Genomic DNA, 15,812 nt, shown 5'->3' with positions numbered 1-15,812 from the left:
CCGTTTGCTGTAGCCGTGCACGTCGGCGACCCGGACCCGGATCGCGCTGATCGGGGCCGTACGCTGCGGGCTGCCCCCGCCCTCCAGCAGCTTCGGCACGCTGGACAGGGTGGTCAGCAGCAATGGCGGCGCGGAGAGATAGCCGGCCGGATTGCCGCTCGGCTCCAGTGGCCGGCCGCCGAGTGCCGTGCGGCTTCGGTTGTCGGCGCCGACCGCCCGCGGCGGCTCGTACGATTCCAGCGGCACCTTGCCCAGGTCGCTGAATCCGGTCAGCCTCTCCGGGTCGAACACCCCCACGGACCGCCATTGCCGAAAGTCCTTCGAGCTGCGCGACAGGCCGAGCTCGGTCAGCGGGCGGAACGGGTTGTCCTCGGTCAGCCAGGGGCGGGCCGCCATGGTGGAGAGCCGGACATCGTCGTAGACAGTGGAGCCGGCGACGGTGCCGGCGCGTAGCGTCCCGTCCGGTAGTTGGTCGTATCGCGTCTGGCCCGGCTGGACCACCCGTTGGAGCTGCCCCCAGCAGCACATCTCGCCGCGCCGGCCGGCGTTGAGCTGTGCCCGGTACGCGTCCACCGCGTTGCGTTCGACGCCGCCGGCTGGTGCGGTGGGGGCGCCGCGCAGCATCTGGGCCAAGTCAGCGGGGGCGACATCGGCGATGCTGCCCCGGGGTGTGATCCGGGTCCAGGTCGTGCGGATCGCGCCGTCCAGGTACGGCCGGGCGCTGAGCAGCACGGGCAGGGTGTGGTCGCGGAAGCCGCCTGAGCTGCTCGTCTTGAGGGTGTCGGTCGAGGTGAGGGGGCGGCCGTCCACCACCGCGCCGGCGAGCCCGACCAGCCGCTGCTCGGGGTCCGGGTCGACGGCCGCGAGCAGGAACGGCACGGTCAGTCGTAGCCGGATGACCAGCCGCTCCGACGATTGGGAGAGCGGCGAGCCCGGTTCGGACAGGGCGCGTGTCTCGAAGCGCCCGTCGGGCAGTAATCGGAACGCGTCGACCGACCAGGTCTGCCGCTCGCTGAGGGAGTCCGGGGCGGGTGCCTGGTACCAGCGCGGGTCGCAGATCGGTCCGCTCCGGCCGCCCGGCAGCACCTCTCGCGGCACGTCGCCGCACAGCTGAGAGTCGTAGCGACGGCCGTCGCTGTACGGGATGGCATCGGAGCGGAACCCGTTCCGGGTGTCCGGATAGATCAGTGGGTGCTTCGTGACATAGACGTAGACCGCGTCGGCTGGCGCGTGGGTGAGCCCACGCTCGGCGAGGAAGGTCCGGTCGACCCGGATGACCTGGCGGTCCAGCGACCGGTCGACCGCGCCGGTCACATCGACCGGCATCTCGATCATCGTGGTGGAGTAGCCGAGCATCGCGATCGGTGCGGCGACGTCCACTCCGTCGACGGCCTTGACCTGGTCGTACTGGTTGGTGGCGATGCCGCCGTAGAGCCCCGAGAGGTAGTTGGGGCGGACCAGCCCACGCTCGGCCTCAAGCGGTGTACGCGTCCCCTTTGGTCGGACGAGGATGTCGTACGCGGCTCGGGTGTTCCGCTCGACAGTGCCCGTGACGTCCAAGCGGGAGGTGGTGGTGGCGCCGGTGAGGACGACGAAGCCGGTGGTGGCCACCAGTATGCCCAGCAGCAGCGCCACCGATCGTCCCACGCGGCCGCGTAGCTGTCGCCAGACGAAGTTGAGCATGTCGCGCCTCCCCGTGTTGACCCACACTGTGCGCGATACATTGTGACAATGCAAGACCCGTAGGGGTGGGACGCCTCCGAGCCGGCCCGTCGGCCCACAACATCAGGACGACCGACAGCCGACAGCCGTATCAGGACGCGGAGCGGGACGTGCGCAGGTAGGTGAGCACCGCCAACACCCGGCGGTTGGTGTCGTCGCTGGGCGGAAGGTCGAGCTTGGTCAGGATGTTGCCGACGTGCTTGCCGATCGCCGCCTCGGTGACGTGCAGCTTCGCCGCGATCGCCGCGTTGGAGTGGCCCTCGGCGAGCAGCGCTAACACCTCGCGTTCGCGGGGGGACAGGGCGGCGAGCGGGTCACGGGGGCGGTGCAGCAGATGCCGCACCACGTCCGGGTCGATGGCCGTGCCGCCGCCCACGACCCGGCGTAGCGTCTCGGCGAACTCGGCGACGTCGGCGACCCGGTCCTTGAGCAGGTAGCCGACGTGCCGGCCGTCGCCGCTGTCCAGCAGCGCGGAGGCGTACTCGGTTTGCACGTACTGGCTCAGCACCACGACCGCAAGGTGCGGCCGTTCCGCGCGCAGGGCGACGGCCGCGCGGAGGCCGTCGTCGCGGTGGTGGGGCGGCATGCGGATGTCGGTCACGAGCAGGTCCGGCTCGTGTGCGCGGACCGCGTCCAGCAGCGCCGGCGCCGAGCCGACGGCGGCGACCACGTCGAAGTCGAATCTGGTCAGCAGGCCGACGAGCCCTTCGCGCAGGAGGACCTCGTCCTCCGCGAGTACGACCCGGGTCATGGGCGGCACGGCAGCTCCACCCGCACGAGCGTAGGGCCACCGGACGGGCTGGCGAGCAGCAACCGCCCGTTGACCGCGGCGACCCGGTCGGCGAGACCGGTCAGCCCGGTTCCCCGGGCCGGGTCGGCGCCGCCCCGGCCGTCGTCCTCGATCTCGACGAGGAGACGCCCGTCGGCCTGGGTCAGCCGCACCTGCGCCCGGGTCGCGTCGGCGTGCCGGGCGACGTTGCTCAGGGCCTCGGACACCACGAAATAGGCGGTGGTCTCGACCAGCTCCGGCACGGGCCGGGTGAGGTCCGCGTGTACGTCGACCGGGATGGTGGCTGCGCCGGCCAGCTCCCGGACGGCGCCGGCCAGGCCGAGTTCGGTGAGGTTCTGCGGGCGGATGCCCTGCACGATCTGTCGGAGCGTGACCATGAGGTCCTTGGCCTGTTCGTGAGCGACGGCCAGCGGCCCGGCGGCGGGCGAGTCGTCCGGCACGTCGAGCCTGGCCAGCCCCAGCTGGAGGGTGAGGCTGGTCAGCCGCGGCTGCGCGCCGTCGTGCACGTCCCGCTCGATGCGGCGGCGTTCGGCCTCGTACGCGTCGACCAGGCGGGCACGGGAACGGGTGACCTCCCGCAGCGCCGCCCCGTCCGACGGTCCGCCGAGCAGCCACCGCGCCACGGCGGCCTGCACGGCGACGAGCAGGCCGGCCAGATACCACAGCACCGGGATGAACAGGACCCCCACGATCGCGTACGGGATCGCCTGACCGGGTGTGTCGACGGTGGTCCAGACCACGACGATCCGGTCGGCGTCGCTGGCCAGCCACGGGCTGGCGATCAGCGCCAGGTCCAGCAGGGCGAGCAGCGTGAGCATCCAGTACGCGACCGGCACGATGCCGCCCAGCACGAAGGCGTACGCCACCTCCCGCCACGCCGCGGCGCTGGTGTACCGCGCGGCCAGGCCCCGGACGCGCTGCGCGGGCAGCGGACGCGGGTCGACGATGCCGAGCCGCCACCGCTCGATCATGGCCACCGGGATGCTCACGATCGGGGCGAGCGCCAGCATGACCAGAGCGGCGACGGTGAGGAACAGAACGATGGGAAGCTCGACGGGACGATCCTGCCCCGCCGCATTGAGCACCGCCAGCAGGGGCGCCCCGATGCAGAGCAAGCCAACCGCCAGCACCCCCGCGATCGGCACGGTGGTGGCGGCGTACGCCAGCGCCCGCCAGGGCCAGGAGGAGATCAGATAGCCGCGCCGGCGCAGCGCGTCCGCCAGGTGCAGGGGCTCGTCCACGGTCATGCCGACACGCTAACCAGGCGAAACACGACCGGCCCAGCCGTCTGAACCTACTCCTGCGGTATGCCCAGCCCTACCTGACGTTGACCGACCAGACCCAGTGCGCCCTCCCGCAAGGGGCGCTGAGCTAGGCGAATGCGCCTCCACCGTCTGGGCTCCTACAGCTGGCTGCTCGCCACACCCCTGTTCCTGGCCGCGAACGTGATCACCGGGCTGAGGTGGCGACACCCATCGTTCAGCTGGGCCACCAACAACATCAGCGACCTGGGCAACGTGACCTGCGGCAGGTGGGACACCACCCGACCGCGCGAGGTGTGCTCGCCCTGGCACGTCGGGATGAACAGCGCCATGATCGTCACCGGCGTCCTGCTGGCGCTCGGGGTCGCGCTCACCTGGTCGGCGCTCGGCCGTGGCGCCGCCACCAGGGCGGCGCAACTGCTCACGCTCGCAGGCGCGGGCGGATACATCCTGGCCGGGGCGTACCCGGCAGATGTGAATGAGAACAACCACTTCCTCGCCGCACTGCTGATCTTCGCCCTGGGTAACGTCGGGATGGTCCTGGCCTCCCTGGCCCGGCGGTCGCCGGTGCTGGGCTCAATGCGTGAGGACAGCCTCGCGCTGGGCCTGACCGGCCTGGCCGGCACTGCCCTGTTCCTGGCCCAGGTCGACCTCGGCATCGGCGTCGGCGGGATGGAACGGATCGCCGTGTTCCCACTGCTCATGTGGACGGTCGTGGCAGCGGTGCGTCTCACGCGTGACCTGAGCGCCGGGACCAATCGGCCCATATCCTGACCGGATGCAACTGGAGTTCACCGGCGAGATGTGGTTCTGGAGAGGCCCCGCACCCTGGCACTTCGTCACCGTTCCCGAAGAGCTGTGCGGCGAGCTGGAAGCGGCCTCCCCGTCGATCACCTACGGCTGGGGCATGATCCCGGTCGCGGCGCGGATCGGGCGAGCGGAGTGGACGACGTCGCTCTTTCCGAAGGACGGGCGGTACATCGTGCCGGTGAAGGCATCGGTGCGCAAGGCCGAAGGCCTCGGGGTGGGCGACATCGTGACGGTCCGCCTGAGCGTCGAGGTGTCAACTACCCGCCCGTGAGCGGGTGGGTTTGCGGGTCACCGTCCTCACTGGCTGTGAGGCAGGGCCGCGTGCGGGCGATTGACTGCGCCCCAGTCCTGCATACCGCGCTGGGCGATGTTCAGGGCCGCATTGTGGTCGGCGTGGGCAACGACCCCGCACGACCGACAGTGGAATGTTTGTTGGTCCGGCCGGTTCCGTTTGTCCCGGTGACCGCAGCCGTGACAGGTCTGGGAGGTGTACCGAGGGTCGACCTGGACCAGCGGTACACCTGCCCGACGTGCCTTGTAGGTCAGGATGTCACCGAGTTGGTGGAACGACCATGACGACAGCGTGACCCGTTGGGGCTTCCTCAGCCGGACCCGGTCGCGGATGCCGGTCAGCTTCTCGACGGCGATTCCGCGGCTGGTGCGTGCAGCCTCGGTCACGACGCGTTTGGCGATGGTGTGGTTGACGTTCGCGGCGTGCCGCGTTTCCTTCTTGCGGCGGCGGGCCAGCAGTCGCCGCGCGGACTTGGTGTTCTTGGCTTGCAGGCGTCGCCGCAACCGCTGCTGCCGACGTCGGTAGCCGTTGAGTGGGCTACCGGCGTACCGGCGGCCGTCGGAGTCGTAGGCGATGTTGGCGATGCCCATGTCCACGCCGAGGAACCCGTCCGGGTCGTAGATGTCAGGCTCGGGCACTTCCACGGTGGCGTGCAGGAACCACATGCCATCCCGGTGCACCAGGTCGGACTCGCCGATCGGCCGCTCGGCGACGGCCTTGAGGTGGTCGACCGAGCCGGTGTAGGCCACTCCTTTGAGCCGCCCGTGGATGGTCCAGATCGATACGGTGCGGGCGTCGGTCTGCCACGACAGCATCCGTGCGTCGTACGGCTGCGCCGCGTCCCACCGGAAGCTGACCGGGTTGGTTTCGGCTGTGCGCCGACGCCTACTGCCGGGCTTGCCGAGGTTGCCGGCCTTGATGTTTGCCTTCAGCGTGGTGTAGGCGTCGGTGACCTTCTTGATGACATGCTGCGCGGCCTGCGCGCCGAGCCGATAGTCGGCCTTGATGCCGTGGTAGGTGTGCCGCCGCAGGTCGTAGTTGCGGTAGCAGCCGAGATCGTGGGCCATTCGCGCCACGTCCGAGGCTGCCGCGTTGCAGGCGCGCAGTGTGGCATCCAGCGCCGTCGTCTGCTCTGGCGTTGGTAGCAACTTCACCTGCGCGACCAACTTCACCTGCACATTCTACCATTTGGTCTATGTCACCACGATGGACGCCGGACCCCAATATCAGACGAGGCAGGAGCGTCGTTCACCACCTCCACGCACACTTGGTCTTCACCACCAGGTATCGGCGCGGGGCACTCACTGACCCGATCCTCACCCGCTGCCAGCAGATCATGACCGATGTGTGCACCGACTTCGGCGCACAGCTTCGCGAGTTCAACGGCGAGGACGACCACGTCCACCTTCTGGTGCACTACCCACCGAGCGTCGCCCTGTCGAAGCTGGTCAACTCACTCAAAGGCGTATCAGCCCGATACCTGCGGCGGGAGTTCGCAGAACACCTGTCCCACTACCTGTGCGGCACACACCTCTGGTCGCCGTCCTACTTTGCCGGATCGTGCGATGGCCCACCGCTGGCCGCGGTCCGGGAATACATCGAAAACCAGAAGCGTCACGGCCCGTGACGGCGCTCCTCCCAGCCCTGAACGGCCGGGGTTCCCGCCTTAGTTACCGCTGAAAGTGCCCTGGGGCACCGATCCGGCTTCAGCCGGCCGGCCGGCTCCATCGGCCTCGATGCACCACCTCGTCGGTCGGACGGCGCCGGCCGCGCAGGTCGCGGGGCGGTTCGTCGCTGTAGCCGACCGAGATCGCTCCGATCGGGGTGAACTGCGCCGGCACCCCGAACGCCTCGCGGAACGCGTCGATCCGGTCCACCGGGATGCCGAAGAAACACGCGCCCAGCCCGGCGTCGACCGCGGTCAGCAACGCCAGCAGCGACGCCATGCCGGTGTCGATGTCCCAGTACGGGGCGGGCCACCACGCGTCCGACCGGTCGACGAAGCCCTTGTCGGGCTGGGCGTAGCGGTCCAGGTAGGCGTCCTTGTTGGAATGGGGAACGACCAGCAGCGGCGCCTCGACGTTCGCCGCGAACCAATTTTCGGGCGCTTCCTCCGGGCGCACCGCGTCACGGAACCGCGCGATGTCGGCCGGGTTGTCGAGCACCAGGAAGCCCCAGCCCTGAGAGAAGCCGGCCGACGGCGCCCGCAGGGCGTTGCGCACGATGCGCTCGACGACCTCCGGAGGGACGGGACGGTCCGGGTCGTAGGTGCGCACCATCCGTCGCCGCCGGACCACATCCTGAAACTCCATGGCTGCAACCTACCCACTCAGCCGGCTCGATGTGGCCCCGCATGTTGCGCTGCCGGGACGCTGGTTCATCCGGAGTGCTCGCCGGCTTCGACGAGCCGGGCGAGGTTCGCCAGTGCCATGCGCGTACCGGTCTCGTTGTCGGCGGCGGGGATGCTGTCAGGGATGCCGTCGTGAACGACAAAGACATCGGTGCCGCCGTCCGCGTCGGTGAGCGTGGTGGTCATCGTCATGGTGCCGCGCAGGGCGGGATCGGTGGTCTCGAACTCGAACTCTTCGACCACCTGCTCGTTCGGCACGAGCTTGAGGAAGCGGCCGTGGTAGGTGTCGGTGTGGGAGGTCGACTTGCCAGTACCTTCGGTCGTGTCGTAGGTGAGCGAGACGCGGAAGGCGCCGCCTTCGCGGGCTTCGAATTGATGGATCTGGCTGCTCATGCCGGACGGAACCCGCCATCTGGCGATTGCGTCGCCGTCTACCAGGCTCCGATAGACGGCTGGACGCGAAGCCCTGACATGCTGAGAGACACGCGTCGAATACATGGGGTCAACATAGTGCAATCGCCGGTTGGGAGCCCGTGAATGCAGGTCAGCATGACGACCAGCGCCGGTAAGGCCGGCCAGCCGAACGAGGATTTCGCCGGCGCTGTTCCTGGCGCCGCTGTGCTGCTGGACGGCGCAGGCATCCCGGGAACCGAGTCGATCTGCTCGCACGGTGTCGCCTGGTACACGCACCGTCTCGGCGGCGCGATGCTCGGCCGGCTGTCGCGTCACGACGGTCGGGACCTCGCGGCGATCCTCGCCAGCACGATCGAGGAGATAGCCGCCGACCACCGTGGCACCTGCGACGTCAGGAACCCCAGCAGCCCGCAGGCGACCGTACTGATGGTCCGCGCCCACGGGGGCCGCCTGGACTATCTCCTGCTGGCGGACTCCTTCCTCGTCCTCGACCAGGTCCGCGGTGGCCCGCAGGTCATCACCGATGAGCGTGAGGTCACTGCGAGGCGCATCTGCTCGGCGCCCCTGGACGGCGTTCCCCGGGGAACGCCGGAGTACGACCACATCCGAGACTCCTGCGTCGAGGCGATGCGGGCTCGCCGGAACCAGCCGGGCGGCTACTGGATCGCCAAGGACGATCCGCACGCGGCGGAGGAAGCGGTCACCGGCAGCCGGTCGCTGCACGACCTGGACAGCGTGGCGCTGCTCAGCAATGGCGCCAGCCGCATCGTCAGCCCGTACGGCCTGACCGGCTGGCCCGGCGTACTGGAACTGCTTCGCGCCGACGGGCCGGCCGAAATCATCCGCCGCGTCCGGCAGGTCGAAGCCCGCATCTGCGCGGGCCCCGAGGCCCGGGTCCCTGATGACGCCACCGTTGCGCACTGCACCCACCTGCCGCCATTTGTTAAGTAGCTTGCCTTACGAAAACCTGACGGCTACCTTGACTGGTAGCGACGAAGGTCGATGCGCAGTGAGCGTCGTAGTCCGCTTCCTGCGGCATCGGTAGGCTCCGGAGGCGGCCATGACCATCGGCGGCGTACGTCTGCTCACCACCACCATCATCCTCGCCCTTGCCGGCAGCGGGGTCGGCCCCGCCGCCCCGGTCGCCGTCGGGACGACCGCCGTCCGGTTGGCCTCTGTCGTGCCGGCACCGGTCGTCGCGACGCCCGCGAGCGGCGTCACCTATCGGATCACCGCGACGACGACGATCTACACAGAGCCCGGTTCACCGGCGGCGGCGGACATCGCCGGTCAGCTTGCCGCCATCCTGCGTCGCTCGACCGGCTATCCGATGCCGGTCGTCGACGCACCGAGTGCTACCCCGTCCGACGGCATCGCGCTGCTGTTGTCCGGGGCGCCCACGGGCGCCGGCGCCGAGGGCTACCAGCTGGATGTCACCACTGCGTCGATCGCCGTGCGAGCCAACGCCCCGGCCGGCCTGTTCGCCGGTGTCCAGACCCTGCGTCAACTACTGCCCCCGGCCGCCGAGAGCGCGACGGCGCAACCCGGGCCATGGGACGTGGCCGGCGGGCGCATCGTCGACTATCCCCGGTTCTCCCACCGAGGCGCGATGCTCGACGTCGCGCGGCACTTCCTCCCGACGTCGGTGGTCAAGCGATACATCGACGAGATCGCGCTCTACAAGGTCAACCGGCTGCACCTGCACCTGTCCGACGACCAGGGCTGGCGCATCACTATCAACAGCTGGCCCAACCTCGCCGTCTACGGCGGAAGCACCCAGGTCGGTGGCGGCACCGGCGGGTACTACACCCAGGCCGAATACCAGCAGATCGTCGCGTACGCCGCCGCCCGGTACGTCATGATCATCCCGGAGATCGACATGCCGGGTCACACCAACGCCGCGCTTGCCTCGTACGCGCAGCTGAACTGCGATGGCGTGGCGCCGAAGCTCTACACCGGCACCAAGGTCGGTTTCAGCTCGCTGTGCGTGAGCAAGGAGATCACCTACACGTTCATCGACCAGGTGCTGGGCGAGATCGCGGCACTCACGCCCGGCCCCTATCTGCACATCGGCGGCGACGAGGCCAGCTCCACCACCGCCGCCGACTACGCCACCTTCATGAACCGGTCGCAGCAGGTGGTCGCGGCGCACGGCAAGAGCGTGGTCGGCTGGCACGACATGGTCAACGCCCCGGTCCTGCCGTCGACCGTCGCCCAGTTCTGGGGGACCACGACGTCCCATGCCGGGTTGGCGGCGGCCGCCCAGAACGGCACCAGGATCATCATGTCGCCGGCCAACCGCACCTACCTGGACATGAAGTACAACTCCCGCACCCGGCTGGGCCAGCGTTGGGCCGGTTACGTCGAGGTTCAGGACGCGTACGGGTGGAACCCGGGCGCGTACCTGGCGGGTGTCGGCGAAGCGTCGGTGCTCGGCGTCGAGGCGCCGCTGTGGACGGAGACGATCGAGACGCTGGCCGACGTCGAGTACATGGCCTTCCCGCGTCTGCCGGCCATCGCCGAGCTGGGCTGGTCGCCGGCCAGCACCCATGACTGGACGTCGTTCAGCCAGCGGCTCGGCGCCCAGGGCCCGCGCTGGCGCGTCATGGGGGTCAACTACTACCACTCCACCCAGGTGTCCTGGCCCACCGGTTCCTAGCCGCCGAACCCCGCCCGGCACCCCGCCTTGATCACGTCGAGGAGGCCCACCATGTCACCGCCCCTCATCATCGACCGACCTCGCCTGCTCACCCGCCGACTGATCACGATGCTGTTCGCGGCCCTGACGCTCGTGGCGAGCGTCGGGCTCGTGCACGTGCCGAGCGCGAGCGCTGCCACCGTCGGCTCGACCGAGCTGTCGGGGGGTTGGGCGCTGAGATCAGCCAACAACGTCACCGACCCGGGCTCGACCATCTCCCAGGTCGGCTACAGCACCACGGGTTGGAACCCGGTGTCGCTGCCGTCGACCGTCCTGGCCGGGCTGGTCGCGAACAACGTCTACCAGAACATCTACGTCGGTACGAACCTGCAGTCGGTGCCGGACCTGACCGGCCAGAAGTGGTGGTTCCGGGGGCAGTTCACCGCCTCGGCCGCCACCGCCGACCAGGCGTACTGGTTGCGCTTCAACGGGATCAGCTATCGGGCCCAGATCTGGCTCAACGGCACCCAGCTCGACGCCAACGCGGTCGGCACCATGGTCGTGCACGAATACAACGTCACCAACCTGATCCGACCCGGCGCGCTCAACGCGCTGGCGATCCTGGTCACCCCGCCCGCCCACGACTGCAAGGACCTCTCCTTCTGCACGGTGGACTGGAACCCCGAGGTCGCCGACATGAACGCCGGGCTCTGGGGCAGGACGCTGCTGGACACGACCGGGCCGGTCGCGTTGCGGGATCCGTACGTCAAGACCGTGCTGCCGCTCCCGGCGACCAACGCCGCGGACCTGACGGTCCACGTCGACGCGCTCAACGCGACCAACGCCCCGGTGACCACGACGGTCAGCGGCACGATCAGCAAGGCCGGCTACCCGACCATCTCGGTCAGCCAGACCGTCACCCTGGCCGCCAACGAGCGCCGCGAAATCACCTTCGACCCGGCCAGCTACCCGCAGCTGCACGTCACCGCTCCCGCCCTGTGGTGGCCCTACCAGTACGGCAGCCCGGAGCTCTACCAGCTCTCGACCTCGGCGACGGTGGCCGCTGCCACCTCGGACACCAAGTCGATCGCCTTCGGCGTCCGCCAGTTCACCGACTACCGGAGCACCGTGAACGGCACCTCGTTCGTCGGCTACAAGGTCAACGGGCAGAACATCTTCTTCCGGGGCGGCGGATACGTCTGGGACATGCTGCAGCGTTGGGACACCAGGACTAACGCCACCCACGTCCAGTACGTCAAGGACATGGGCCTCAACACCATCCGTCTGGAGGGCACGCTCGGCAACGAGGAGCTCTACGACCTGGCCGACCGGGCCGGTGTGATGGTCATGCCCGGCTTCGTCTGCTGCAGCGCCTGGGAGAACGACAGCACGTGGACGGCCGAGCAGCAGCAGGTGGCCAACGCGTCGCTGGAGAGCCAGATGCGGGCGCTGCGCGCCCACGCCAGCACGTTCATGTGGAACTACGGCAGTGACCAGCCGCCGACCGCCGCCCACCTGAGCACGTACAAGAACACCGCCGCCAGGCTGCACTGGCAGAACCCGACGGTCGACAACGTGGCGACCTGGTCCAACGCCAACGCTGGCCTGAAGATGGACGGCCCGTACAAGTGGGAGCCACCGCTGCTGTGGTGGGACAGCCCCGCCCGGGCCGGCAGCGCGTACGGCACCACCGGCGAGCAGGGCACCGAAGCGCCGCCGCCGCTGGAGAGCCTGAAGAAGTTCATCCCCGCGGCCAATCTGTGGCCGATCGGCACGACGTGGAACTACCACGCCGGCAAGCCGAAGAGTGTCTTCGACAACATCCAGGTCTTCACCGACGGCGTGAACAAGCGGTACGGCACCACCACGAGCGCCGACGACTACTCCCGCAAGTCCGAGCTGCAGAACTACGAGAACACCAGGTCGTTCTTCGAGGCCTGGAACTCGCACGAGTACACCCAGTCCTTCGGGGTCATCTTCTGGATGCTGAACAACGGCTGGCCCTCGGTGCACTGGAACCTGTACGACTACTACTTCAAGCCCGGCGGTGGATACTTCGGCAGCAAGAAGGCCAACGAGCCGATCCACATCGCCTACGACTACAAGACCCGCAACGTGTACGCCGTCAACTCGACGCTGAGCGCACGAAGCGGCCTGACCGCCACCGCCACGGTGTACAACATCCCGAACCTGACCCAGGCCTACACCACCACGGTCCCGGTCACCGCGGCGGCGAACGCCTCCACCCAGGTGCTAACCCTGCCCACGCTGACCGGCCTGTCCACGACCTACTTCATCCGACTGCAGCTCAAGGACGCCGCCGGTGCGGTGGTCAGCAACAACCTCTACTGGTATTCCAGTCAGCCGGACGCGCTGGCGAACAAGTCGAACTGGTACATGACGTCGGTCAAGACCTACGCCAACCTCACCGGGCTCAACAGCCTGCCGTCGAACCCCAGCCTGGTCACCGGGGTGACCCGGACCGTGTCCGGTGGGCAGGAGACCGCCACCATCACGATGACCAACAACAGCACGACGAACGTGGCGTTCTTCCTGCGGCCGGAGATCACCGCCGGCAACGGGGGCAACGAGGTGTTGCCGGTGAACTACACCGACAACTACGTATCTCTGTGGCCGGGGGAGTCGACCACCATCACGGCCACCTACCAGACCAGCGATCTGGGCGGCCAGGCCCCGTACCTGCGAACCCGCGGCTACAACATCGCGACCACGTCGATTCCCTTGTCGTAAGCGCGGCACGGGTGATCCAGCGGCGGGGGCGGCGGAAGCCGTCCCCGCCGCTACGAGGACGGGGCAGGACTGCGCCCGGGCCTGTGCAGCGAGCGACTCTGGCACGAAGACGGTGGCGGCGTCCGCCCTTGATCAGGCAAGTGCCGGCGAGGGAACGGATCGACGCGGGTCCAGCAGGTCGACGCGGGTCGCCATGAACAAGTCCATCTCCGCTGCCCGCCATCCGGCTCCGAGCAGCAGCCGGACGGCGGGGTGCGGAGCCGGCAGGGTCACCTGCGCACGGCCGTCCGCGCCGTCGAGCGCGGCGAGGACCGCCAGCAGGCCCTCAGCCGCCTGCGCGTCGAGGAGTCGCGGATCTGAGGCCAGGTGAACGAGGCCGAACCCGGCACCCTCGCCCGCTACGACGCCGGCGACACCTGGCTGGCCGTCATGCGCCGCGACCAGCGCCAATCCGTTCGGCCGCCGCGTCCACGCGTGGTGGTCGGCGGTGCGGTCGATGCCCGTCCAGCCCCCCTCGAACGTGCTGACCGTGTCCGGCGTGGACGGCTCGACGGTCCAGCCAGCGGGTGCCCGCACTGTGCGGGTGTCACCGGTCAGGTACAGCAGCGGCCACCACGCATCCAGGCCGACGCTCGTGTACAGCGGCAGCGCGTTCGGGTGCTCGCTGCTGAACGTCATCCGTAGGGACCTGCGCTCGGGCCACAGCTCGGCCAGCAGCGCCCTGCCGTGGCCGCGGCCATGCTGGGACGGATCGACGAACAGGTCGCACAGCATCGAGGCCACGCCGGCAGGGCCGGCGATGTCCCGAGTCGCACCAAACCCGACGATCCGATCGTCATCCATCGCCACGGCGACCCGCCCGTACCGCAGCAGATGGCCGACATACGCGGGGTCGGCCCCGGTCCATTCGCCCCGCTGACCCGCCGCCTCGGCAACGCGGGCGATGGCATCGAGATCACCGGCGGTGGCCGCGCGAACCATCAGGCCGTGCCCGGAGACTGGATTCGTCGTCACCCGCCACATCCTGCCCGTCCGATCGTCAGCATCGTTGACGCCGTCCCGTGCCGCCTACGACTGGTCGGCTGGTGGGTGCGACGTCCCGACCTCAGGGGCGGAACATCGCGGCGAGCTTGTATGCCCGGGCGCGGGCCAGCAGCTTGAGGAGATCCCGCTTGCGGGGCTCGGTGTAGAGGACGAAGTCGTCGAACCGGCGTACTCCCGGACGGCCCACGGCGGACGCGGCTGCGTCGCGGATGGTGGTCAGATGGCCGGCGGTCAGTTGCAGCGCCCGCTCGTCGGGCTGGTAGTCCGCGCCGAGTGGGTAGTCGCGGCCGGGCTGGTTCGTCATCTCGATGTGGCAGCCGAGCACGTGCGTCACCGGCCGGGCGGCGGCAAAGGTGACCATCCGGTCGAGCGCGGCGAGGTATGCCGCGGCGTCGAACGCGTACAACCGGCCGGGCAGGACCGTGTCGCCGGTGAGCAGGATCCCGGTCCACGGGTCGTAGATGGTGATCGCCGCCGGGTGGTGGCCAGGGGAGCCGAGGATCTCCAGCACCCGGCCACCGAGGTCCAGGGTGACTGTCTGCGCGGGCCAGCTGTCGCCGAATCCGAAGAAGGACCGGACCGCGTCCACCTCCCGCGGCACCACGGTCGTGTGTGGGCGGTCGGCGAACTGCACATCGGCGGCGACGTGGTCGCCGTGCCCGTGTGAGTGCGCCACCACCAGCTCGTACGCCTCGCGCGGATGCGCATCGAGCCACTCGGCAATGAGCTTGTCGACCGTCGCGCGCAGTGGGAACAGGTCGGAGTCGGCGACGGCGCCGGTGTCGAGCAGAAGCGCGCGTTCGTTGCCGAACAGCAGGAAGAGGAACGGTGCCTCGTAGCTGGTGGCCTTGCTCTGCCGCAGGATCATCGTGTGCTCGTCGTACGCGTGGACCTGGATCTTCGGCTCGCGGTCGCGCTGCTTCGAGGGCGTGCCGTGGTTCCAGCGCACATCGAGCGACCCCTTCATGGGGGCGGCGCTCACGAAGTCGATCAGGTTGTCAGTCATCGGAGTCCCTTTCGTTGTCGGCCGGGTCGAGGTTCGGCATCGGGGTGGCCGCCATGAAGTACCGGACGTGCTGCTGGCCGGGTTCGAGCCGGACACCGTCGGCACCGGTCCGGGAGATGTACGGCTCGAGGAGCGCCTTGACCTTCTGGTTGATGTCCGCGGCCTCCTCGGCCGTCAAGACCGCCACGGCGGTCAGGAGGCTTTTGGCCCACGCCGAGCTCTCCTCGTCGGCGCGGTCCACGTAGCTGAGGATCGCCTGCATCTCCCGCTCGACCACGACCCGCTCGAGCTGCCGCCGGAGGAGCGCGTCGCCGCCGGCGGTGATCCGCAGGCGCGGCCGGGCATGCGGTACGCGCCATTTCCGCTCGCGCTTGTCACCGCCCGGCCCGGCGTCCTCCACGAACCCGTACTTGGCGAGCTGGCGTAGGTGGAAGGAGCAGTTGGCCTGGGGCACGTCAAGCGCCCGGCCGCACTGCGCGGCGGTGGCCGGGCCGGTCGCGGCCAGCAGCTCCAGCAGGTCCAGCCGAAGCGGATGGGCAAGCGCCCGGACAGCCCTGGGGTCGCTGATCTCCATATGCCAAAGAATACTTTGGGATAGCGAGATGTCAAACACTGCTTTGGCATTGTCGATGGCGCGGGCAGGCGTTCCCGCGCTCCGTTCCGTCGGCGCCTACACCGCCGCGGCGGCCTGAGCTCCGGCCGGCGCCGCCCGCACCGCCTCGGCCGAACGCCG

The 15,812-nt window shown here is 69.3% G+C and carries 14 protein-coding genes and 1 pseudogene; 6 read left to right on the top strand and 9 right to left on the bottom strand.

Annotated features, from left to right (window positions below):
* The 3 genes and pseudogenes from ACNAVT_RS21135 to ACNAVT_RS21125 all read right to left on the bottom strand — a co-directional run.
* Positions 1-1,683, bottom strand: a pseudogene (locus ACNAVT_RS21135) (ABC transporter permease); the annotation flags it as partial.
* A gap of 130 nt (positions 1,684-1,813) precedes the next feature.
* Complete coding sequence (locus ACNAVT_RS21130; RefSeq protein WP_416298761.1) at positions 1,814-2,473, bottom strand: response regulator transcription factor; 660 nt, start codon at positions 2,471-2,473, stop codon at positions 1,814-1,816.
* Entirely contained in the window at positions 2,470-3,759 is a 1,290-nt protein-coding gene (locus tag ACNAVT_RS21125; protein WP_416298759.1) for a sensor histidine kinase, read from the bottom strand. Before ACNAVT_RS21125 ends, ACNAVT_RS21130 begins: the two co-directional genes overlap by 4 nt.
* Positions 3,760-3,891: 132 nt before the next feature.
* Between ACNAVT_RS21125 and ACNAVT_RS21120 the strand changes: the two genes are divergently transcribed.
* Both ACNAVT_RS21120 and ACNAVT_RS21115 read left to right on the top strand, forming a co-directional pair.
* Positions 3,892-4,548 (top strand): DUF998 domain-containing protein, encoded by a 657-nt coding sequence (locus ACNAVT_RS21120; RefSeq protein ID WP_416298757.1) that lies wholly within the window; start codon positions 3,892-3,894, stop codon positions 4,546-4,548.
* A 4-nt stretch (positions 4,549-4,552) separates the two neighbouring features.
* Positions 4,553-4,855 (top strand): DUF1905 domain-containing protein, encoded by a 303-nt coding sequence (locus ACNAVT_RS21115; RefSeq protein WP_416298755.1) that lies wholly within the window; start codon positions 4,553-4,555, stop codon positions 4,853-4,855.
* Between the two features lie 26 nt (positions 4,856-4,881).
* On the opposite strand, the gene ACNAVT_RS21110 is transcribed toward ACNAVT_RS21115, so the two are convergent.
* The gene (locus ACNAVT_RS21110) at positions 4,882-6,042 is read right to left on the bottom strand and encodes an RNA-guided endonuclease InsQ/TnpB family protein (RefSeq protein WP_416298753.1); all 1,161 of its coding nucleotides are present in this window, start codon (positions 6,040-6,042) and stop codon (positions 4,882-4,884) included.
* 29 nt (positions 6,043-6,071) lie between these two features.
* Here ACNAVT_RS21110 and tnpA point away from each other — a divergent pair, with 29 nt between their 5' ends.
* On the top strand, positions 6,072-6,503 hold the full coding sequence (gene tnpA / locus ACNAVT_RS21105) for an IS200/IS605 family transposase (RefSeq protein ID WP_416298752.1): 432 nt from the start codon (positions 6,072-6,074) through the stop codon (positions 6,501-6,503).
* Between the two features lie 79 nt (positions 6,504-6,582).
* On the opposite strand, the gene ACNAVT_RS21100 is transcribed toward tnpA, so the two are convergent.
* Positions 6,583-7,188, bottom strand: coding sequence for a nitroreductase family protein (locus ACNAVT_RS21100; protein WP_416298750.1), 606 nt, complete (start codon positions 7,186-7,188; stop codon positions 6,583-6,585).
* A 65-nt stretch (positions 7,189-7,253) separates the two neighbouring features.
* Positions 7,254-7,724, bottom strand: a complete 471-nt coding sequence (locus ACNAVT_RS21095; RefSeq protein ID WP_416298748.1) for an SRPBCC domain-containing protein — start codon at positions 7,722-7,724, stop codon at positions 7,254-7,256.
* 39 nt (positions 7,725-7,763) lie between these two features.
* Between ACNAVT_RS21095 and ACNAVT_RS21090 the strand changes: the two genes are divergently transcribed.
* From ACNAVT_RS21090 to ACNAVT_RS21080, 3 genes are all read left to right on the top strand, one after another.
* Complete coding sequence (locus tag ACNAVT_RS21090) at positions 7,764-8,591, top strand: hypothetical protein (protein ID WP_416298747.1); 828 nt, start codon at positions 7,764-7,766, stop codon at positions 8,589-8,591.
* Positions 8,592-8,700: 109 nt separating this feature from the next.
* The gene (locus tag ACNAVT_RS21085) at positions 8,701-10,299 is read left to right on the top strand and encodes a beta-N-acetylhexosaminidase (RefSeq protein WP_416298745.1); all 1,599 of its coding nucleotides are present in this window, start codon (positions 8,701-8,703) and stop codon (positions 10,297-10,299) included.
* 51 nt (positions 10,300-10,350) lie between these two features.
* The gene (locus ACNAVT_RS21080) at positions 10,351-13,029 is read left to right on the top strand and encodes a glycosyl hydrolase 2 galactose-binding domain-containing protein (protein ID WP_416298744.1); all 2,679 of its coding nucleotides are present in this window, start codon (positions 10,351-10,353) and stop codon (positions 13,027-13,029) included.
* 132 nt (positions 13,030-13,161) lie between these two features.
* Here the strand turns inward: ACNAVT_RS21080 and ACNAVT_RS21075 are convergent, their stop codons facing one another.
* The 3 genes from ACNAVT_RS21075 to ACNAVT_RS21065 form a co-directional block, all read right to left on the bottom strand.
* On the bottom strand, positions 13,162-14,043 hold the full coding sequence (locus tag ACNAVT_RS21075; protein ID WP_416298742.1) for a GNAT family N-acetyltransferase: 882 nt from the start codon (positions 14,041-14,043) through the stop codon (positions 13,162-13,164).
* 91 nt (positions 14,044-14,134) lie between these two features.
* On the bottom strand, positions 14,135-15,079 hold the full coding sequence (locus ACNAVT_RS21070; protein ID WP_416298740.1) for an MBL fold metallo-hydrolase: 945 nt from the start codon (positions 15,077-15,079) through the stop codon (positions 14,135-14,137).
* Complete coding sequence (locus tag ACNAVT_RS21065) at positions 15,072-15,653, bottom strand: winged helix-turn-helix domain-containing protein (RefSeq protein WP_416298739.1); 582 nt, start codon at positions 15,651-15,653, stop codon at positions 15,072-15,074. The genes ACNAVT_RS21070 and ACNAVT_RS21065 overlap by 8 nt, the downstream gene beginning before the upstream one ends.
* Positions 15,654-15,812 lie beyond the last annotated feature (159 nt).

The sequence above is a fragment of the Micromonospora sp. SL4-19 genome, from assembly GCF_047921475.1.
Taxonomy (GTDB): Bacteria; Actinomycetota; Actinomycetes; order Mycobacteriales; family Micromonosporaceae; genus Micromonospora.
The sequence above is the reverse complement of the archived record's forward strand: the minus strand, read 5'-3'. Positions and strand labels throughout refer to the sequence as shown.

What these genes read in the sequence shown, in the direction of transcription:
- ACNAVT_RS21130 (WP_416298761.1), bottom strand. Translation starts at nt 2,473, where the DNA reads ATGACCCGGGTCGTACTCGCGGAGGACGAGGTCCTCCTGCGCGAAGGG.
- ACNAVT_RS21125 (WP_416298759.1), bottom strand. Translation starts at nt 3,759, where the DNA reads ATGACCGTGGACGAGCCCCTGCACCTGGCGGACGCGCTGCGCCGGCGC.
- ACNAVT_RS21120 (WP_416298757.1), top strand. Translation starts at nt 3,892, where the DNA reads ATGCGCCTCCACCGTCTGGGCTCCTACAGCTGGCTGCTCGCCACACCC.
- ACNAVT_RS21115 (WP_416298755.1), top strand. Translation starts at nt 4,553, where the DNA reads ATGCAACTGGAGTTCACCGGCGAGATGTGGTTCTGGAGAGGCCCCGCA.
- tnpA (WP_416298752.1), top strand. Translation starts at nt 6,072, where the DNA reads ATGTCACCACGATGGACGCCGGACCCCAATATCAGACGAGGCAGGAGC.
- ACNAVT_RS21100 (WP_416298750.1), bottom strand. Translation starts at nt 7,188, where the DNA reads ATGGAGTTTCAGGATGTGGTCCGGCGGCGACGGATGGTGCGCACCTAC.
- ACNAVT_RS21095 (WP_416298748.1), bottom strand. Translation starts at nt 7,724, where the DNA reads ATGTATTCGACGCGTGTCTCTCAGCATGTCAGGGCTTCGCGTCCAGCC.
- ACNAVT_RS21090 (WP_416298747.1), top strand. Translation starts at nt 7,764, where the DNA reads ATGCAGGTCAGCATGACGACCAGCGCCGGTAAGGCCGGCCAGCCGAAC.
- ACNAVT_RS21085 (WP_416298745.1), top strand. Translation starts at nt 8,701, where the DNA reads ATGACCATCGGCGGCGTACGTCTGCTCACCACCACCATCATCCTCGCC.
- ACNAVT_RS21080 (WP_416298744.1), top strand. Translation starts at nt 10,351, where the DNA reads ATGTCACCGCCCCTCATCATCGACCGACCTCGCCTGCTCACCCGCCGA.
- ACNAVT_RS21070 (WP_416298740.1), bottom strand. Translation starts at nt 15,079, where the DNA reads ATGACTGACAACCTGATCGACTTCGTGAGCGCCGCCCCCATGAAGGGG.
- ACNAVT_RS21065 (WP_416298739.1), bottom strand. Translation starts at nt 15,653, where the DNA reads ATGGAGATCAGCGACCCCAGGGCTGTCCGGGCGCTTGCCCATCCGCTT.